Annotated in this window: 2 protein-coding genes; both read right to left on the reverse strand. The window is 33.5% G+C overall.

The annotated features are described in order from the left end of the window. Positions 1 to 528: 528 nt before the first annotated feature. Positions 529 to 1044, reverse strand: a complete 516-nt coding sequence (locus tag ES677_RS14975; RefSeq protein ID WP_148381695.1) for a hypothetical protein — start codon at positions 1042 to 1044, stop codon at positions 529 to 531. Between the two features lie 174 nt (positions 1045 to 1218). After that, positions 1219 to 1866, reverse strand: coding sequence for a hypothetical protein (locus ES677_RS14980; RefSeq protein WP_148381696.1), 648 nt, complete (start codon positions 1864 to 1866; stop codon positions 1219 to 1221). Positions 1867 to 2163: the final 297 nt, after the last annotated feature.

A 2163-nucleotide genomic window follows, 5' to 3' on the forward strand; every position in this document is an offset into this window, starting at 1 on the left:
TGCGCTGGGGTAACGCCTAGAAGCATTAGTAAGTCGCAAGGGTGGTAACTGCAAAGTTACCTCTGAAGAAAGCGAGACTACAAAACTCGGTACTGACGAACAGAAACCGTATACAGAGGCCTATTTATTCGGGTAAGCAACCACATCATTGCAACGCCCAAAGAGTATCAAAAGGGTAAGTAGTTAGATACGGCAGGGATTGAGTGAAAGAAGATGTCATTACCTGGGGAGATCTCCAAAGTTACGAGTTGGCCTATTGGAGAAGTCAGCAGAAGTCATAGTACTTAAGGGAAACGAGGTGGGAGAAAAAGCCCATAGGACTCACAATTAAGGAAGGACGGAACAACGTTCTCTATTACATTCGCATAGGAGTAAATTTTTGTAGCCTATGCTTAAAATAGTAGGTAGCTTCAATTGGTGTAAAGAGCAATTGTTGATATGAACGTTGAACCGCCGTATACGAGACCCGTACGTACGGTGTTGTGAGAGGCGCACTGGCAATCATTCGATTGTCAGCCGTCTACTCGATTAGCTACCGTTTTTCTTTTTCCACCACGCTAATATTTCATCTACCTTATTTTGGCTGTAAATTTTGCATTCACAGTCTTCTCTTGGATAAGGTTCTTTATTTCTGTATGATTCTATTATCGATATGATTTGATTTCCGATAGTCATTTCTTTTGAGTCAGGAATATTTGATGAAGAAATTCCCATAACACACTTTGCTTTTTCTTTGGAATTTATTTTGGATATCAGATATTTTAAATCATTTTCATTAATCCAATTGTTACTGGTTTCCCCTCGTGTTTGAAGGATGTCAAGCTTGTCTTTATCAGTTGTGTCTGCTTTCAATTCATCTACAAAATCTCTCACACTTATATTAGACATCATTGGTCTATCATTAATGTCAGCAGAATATTTAAAAAGTTCTTTTTCCCATTTCTCATAGTCGTCAACAATGAATTTATTCGCTCCATATTCAATTTCCTTTTTACAAGAAAATAATGTCAAGAAAGTAATAAATATTAAAATTGCTTTATTCATTGGTTGAGTGCGAATGAGTGAGTTCAAATGGTAGCTAACGGTTTTGTGTAAGGAATGTTGCGATTTTGTATGCGAGGATTTTCCGCAGGAAAATCAGAAGCTGGCAAAGGAGCAACGACCAAACGATCGAACTAAAATAAGCAATGTTTTTTACACGGTGTTGTAAAACGTTTTTTAAAATTCAGATTGCTTTTTTATATAATTTTCGTGTTCAATATCTTCTTTGTGCTTTTCTATTCTTTTTATTATCAAATCGTCAATTTCCTTAATGGTCCATTCCTTTCGTAATGTAAAAGGATGAATTATGTTGATAATACTTGATAAACTTAAGAAGACTATAATAGATTGAATTAAATTACTTTTATTTATCAGTTCTTGTAATATATTATCGTAAAAATGATTTATTAAGAAATAAACAACAGAACCTAATAAAGCAATTAAGATATACTGTAAATTTTTCTCAATTAGTTTTATTTTATCAAAATAGGATATGAAGTTAACTTTGCGTAAAAAGATAAAGTCATAAACTTTGATTATAAATCTTTTATATTTAGAAAGTTCGATAGTTTCTAAGTTTCCTTGAGAATCAACTTTTCCAATATCAGATACTCCGTCTTTAATAATTCCAAGAGGTGAAACTAGTAATTTTGATTTCCCTAATCTGTCTATGATGTAAAATCGACAATCTTTCCATTCATTATTATAAAATATCTTTCCGTATCTGTAAATTGAATAAGAAGGTAATTTTACATTTAAATCATCTTCTCTTTTGTAGTAAATAGGATTGTATTTATACTTTATTCCATTGATTTTTAATTTCATTACAATGCTGTTTTTCTTTTAAGTACAGATTTTCGTTAAATGTTTTACAACGTGTTTGTATATGGTTTGTTGCGTGGTTTAAGCAACTAATTTAATAAATAATTACCAACCAAGAAAGTCCGCGAGGACTTTCGTAAGTAGGCGAGAAGCCAGCAATAAATTATATACGTTGTGTGTGCCCAGTATGGGCATCTTTAACTTACAGCAAAGTAAGTAATTAATCTAGAGGGTGCAAGTCCCTTATGCGCTGGGGTAACGCCTAGAAGCATTAGTAAGTCGCAAGGGTGGTAACTGCAA

The organism is Bizionia gelidisalsuginis, assembly GCF_008086185.1.
Classification (GTDB): Bacteria; Bacteroidota; Bacteroidia; order Flavobacteriales; family Flavobacteriaceae; genus Bizionia; species Bizionia saleffrena.